General features: G+C 70.9%; 5 protein-coding genes. 1 reads left to right on the top strand and 4 read right to left on the bottom strand.

The genetic code is table 11. The features are described from left to right. On the top strand, positions 1–350 hold a 350-nt coding region (locus tag ETD96_RS42670), incomplete at its 5' end, for a helix-turn-helix domain-containing protein (protein ID WP_138642167.1). A gap of 18 nt (positions 351–368) precedes the next feature. Here ETD96_RS42670 and ETD96_RS42675 read toward each other — a convergent pair. The 4 genes from ETD96_RS42675 to ETD96_RS42690 form a co-directional block, all read right to left on the bottom strand. Next, a complete protein-coding gene (locus ETD96_RS42675; protein WP_138642168.1) occupies positions 369–2,159 on the bottom strand; it encodes a PLP-dependent aminotransferase family protein in 1,791 nt (596 codons plus the stop codon). A gap of 317 nt (positions 2,160–2,476) precedes the next feature. Next, positions 2,477–2,803, bottom strand: a complete 327-nt coding sequence (locus tag ETD96_RS42680; protein ID WP_205719744.1) for a dihydrofolate reductase family protein — start codon at positions 2,801–2,803, stop codon at positions 2,477–2,479. Then, on the bottom strand, positions 2,800–3,264 hold the full coding sequence (locus ETD96_RS42685) for an SRPBCC domain-containing protein (protein ID WP_138642169.1): 465 nt from the start codon (positions 3,262–3,264) through the stop codon (positions 2,800–2,802). The genes ETD96_RS42680 and ETD96_RS42685 overlap by 4 nt, the downstream gene beginning before the upstream one ends. Then, on the bottom strand, positions 3,261–3,511 hold a 251-nt coding region (locus ETD96_RS42690), incomplete at its 5' end, for an ArsR/SmtB family transcription factor (RefSeq protein WP_138642170.1). The genes ETD96_RS42690 and ETD96_RS42685, both read right to left, overlap by 4 nt.

The raw sequence follows: 3,511 nt of genomic DNA on the forward strand, positions 1-3,511 counted from the left end.
GGCAGCGTCAGATGTTTATAAGAGACAGCTGGGCGCTCGAACGCCTCGACCAGCCGCTCACCGTTGAGGACCTGGCCCGCCAGGCGCGGATGAGCGCCCGCCACCTGACCCGCCACTTCCGCGCCGTCACCGGCACCACGCCGCTGCAATGGCTGCTCACCCAGCGGATCCGGCACGCGCAAGAACTGCTGGAGACCACCGACGACGGCATCGACGCCATCGCCGCGTCCACCGGCATGGGCACCGCCACCACCCTGCGCCGCAACTTCAACCGCACGGTGGGCGTCCCGCCGGACACCTACCGCCGCACCTTCCGCGCACGGACCGGGGGCCTCACGCCCGCGACGTGAGGCCCCGCCGCCCGTCGATCAGGCGAAGCCGCGCTCCGCGTACGGGGTCTCGCCGCTGAGGCTCTCGCCGTCGAACGTCACCGTGGGCATGGCCAGCTCCATCGGCAGGGAGGCGCTCAGGTCGAACGCGTCGGGCGCGTGCAGGTCCGCCACGAACGCGTCGATCTTCGCCTCGGTCACCGACGACATCAGGAAGATGTGCGCGAGATGGCGCGGGTCCCGATCGGTGGGCCGCATCCGCATGGTGACGGTCGACAGCGACCACTTGGCCACCAGCGCCGGGTTCGGGCGGCGGAACCGCACCGTGATCGCCAGCGGCGTGCGGGCGATCCAGAGGCCGCCGGGCCCGAACTCGTGCTCCAGCCGGTGCTCCAGCCGCCTGAGCTTCTCGACCAGGTAGGACGCCAACCGCTGCGCGTGCATGCTGAGCGCGATCTGCCGGTCGTCGGGGTGCTGGGCGATGTGGTCCCACAGCACGATGGGGGACAGGCCGTTGCGGGACCCGGCGAACGTGGTGTCCAGCGAGCCGATGTACTCCGGATTGTCCGGCGGCTGCATCTGGTACTTGATCTTGGTCATGAGCGCCCCGCACGGCCACGGCGCGCCCATCCACTTGTGCCCGCTGACCACGATGGACGACACCATGTCCACCGCCTCGTTCGAGCCGGGGGCCGTGGACGTCAGCCCGAAGTCGAATTCGGGAACGGGCACCTCCGGCACGTACTCGTAGCGCGGATCGTGCGCGGCCTTGGCCAGGAACGGCACGTACGCGGCGCCCAGGGCGCCGTCCACGTGGATCCAGAACCCGCGCCGGACGTCATGGTCGTCCTCCCCGTAGGGCACCCGGCGCTTCAGCAGCCCGTACTCGGCGAAGATCGGCAGCAGCGTGTCGCAGACGGCCCGCACGTCGTCGTAGGCGCCCTTGAACGTGCTGCCGAAGTTCAGGCTGACGATGCACGGATGCCCCTTGGACGCGAAGAACCGGACCAGTTGCGCCAGCTTGTCGACGTCCACCGACCCGGGCCCGAACGACGGGAACTGCTCGTCGGGCTTCCCATCGGACGGCAGCGCGGACGGCACCTCGTCCGGCCAGGGGCCGCCGAGCGGGCAGTCGTCCGGATACTCCGCGCGTCCCATCTCGCTGAACGTCGGCAGGTCCAGCACCCGGACGGCCTTGGCGAACGAGTAGTGCGTGTCCTCCGAATAGAAGATCACCGGCGAGTACGCGTTCGGGTTCTCCGGCGCCTCGGACGGCGTGGTGTACCGCACCGCGGTCTGCTTGCCGGCGCCCTCGCCCTCACCGAGCAGCCGCTTGCCGGAGAGGTAGTCGCGCGCGTTCCACAGGGCGTACATGTTGCCCTCGGTGGAGCCCATGCTCAGGACGTATCCCCAGCACGAGTCCTTGTCCCGCGGGTCGTAGGACTTGCCGTGCCACAGCCGCGCGAGGTACGACAGCACCGCCTGCTCGACGACCTTGGAGTTGACCTTGTAGCCGCTCTCCTGGAACGGGTCGCCGATGTTGTTGATGTGGCTGGTGAGGAACTGCCCGATGTCCCGCTGGTAGGCGTCCATGTCCTCGGTGACCTGGTAGCCGAGCATCCGGTCGCGGCGGTCCGCGAGATAGGCGGCGAGGCGGCGCAGCACGGTGTCCCGCCGGTCCGGCGGCACCCCGCGCCCGTCCAGGACGAAGTCACTCGGATCGGGCGCGAACGGCGGCGGCGCCCCCCACACCTGCTGGCCGGGCCTGGCCCCGTCCTGCCAGGCGCGCTCGGTGTACTCGACGGCCTGGCGGCCCATGGTCTGCGTCATGCGGGTTTCCTCCCGGACGTTCGATGACGGAGCGTGACCGCCCGGGACTCAGGCTTTCCCGCCGCCGCGCCGCCCGGCCAGCCCCGGACAACGATCATTGGCTCTGCCGAATCGCAGAATCTCCACCGCATTGACCCTGCTCTGAGGGCGTTTGCCCGAAGGAAGCGCACCACTTGCCCCCGCCTCAGACGAGCGCGCCGACGCCCTCGTACTCGGCCCGCAGCGCCCGCCCGGCCGCCTCGTATTCGAGCAGCAGCAGCCCTTGGCCGTCGCCTCATGCCGGACGAGCCGCAGCCCGGCCGGATCCCCGGAACCGCTCAGCAGCCGCCGCCCGGCCCCCAGCTCCCCTCGGCCAGCGTGTTCGACACGACGTACTTCGGCAGCGCGTTCATCCGCTCGGCGAACGGGTCGTCCGGGTCGGTGATCCGCGGCCAGTCCCGCGCGAACGCCTCGTAGGTGCGCCGCCCGAGGAGCAGCCCGTCCGCGAGGTCGAGCCAGCCAGACGCGCGCCGGACGAACGTCCCGTCCATGTGCGGGACGAGCCACCCGCCACGGGCGAACCCGCCGCTGGTGTCCTCGTCCGGCGACCCAGGCCCCTGGTAGACCCCGTCGAGCGTGACGAACTCGGTGACGGTGACCTTCACGACCCCTCCACCAGCGCGGCGAGCTGCCCGGCGACCGTCCCCCACCCGTCGGCGAAGCCGAGCTTGTCGTGCCGCGCCCGGGCGTCGGGGTCCCCGTGCCGGACGAGCATCCGGTAATCCGTCCCGTCCGGATGGTCGTCCAGCGTGATCGTCGCCGTCATCGCGACCGGCGCCGGCCGCGCGGGCCGCCACGTGCTGTCGATCGCGTTCGTGAACACGATCCGCCGCTGCTCCTCGACATCGAGGAAGCAGGCATCGAGGTGCGGCCCGAACTCGCCCCCGTCGCTCAACCGGGTGACGAACGCCCCGCCGGCCCGCAGCTCCAGCCGCTCCACCCGGCACCGGCTGGGAGCAGGAACCCACCACTGCTCAAGCCGCGCGGGATCCGTCCATGCGCTCCACACGACCGCGCGCGGCGCCCGGATGACCCGCTCCAACGCGAGATCAAGGTCAGGGTTCATTGCTCCTCCACATCAGTGACGAACTGTTCGAGGCGGTCGGTGCGCTCCTCCCAGATCCGGCGCTGCTCCGCGAGCCACTCGTCCAGCAGGACGAGCCGCTCCCGGTTGAGCGTGCACGTGCGCACCCGCCCGGCCTTGGCCGTCCGGATGAGCCCGCTCGCTTCGAGCGTCCGCACGTGCTTCATGAACGACGGCAGCGTCATCGGAAACTCGCGCGCGAGATCCCCGACGCTCACCGGCCCACCCC

Origin of the sequence: Actinomadura geliboluensis, assembly GCF_005889745.1 — a bacterium.
GTDB classification, from domain to species: domain Bacteria; phylum Actinomycetota; class Actinomycetes; order Streptosporangiales; family Streptosporangiaceae; genus Spirillospora; species Spirillospora geliboluensis.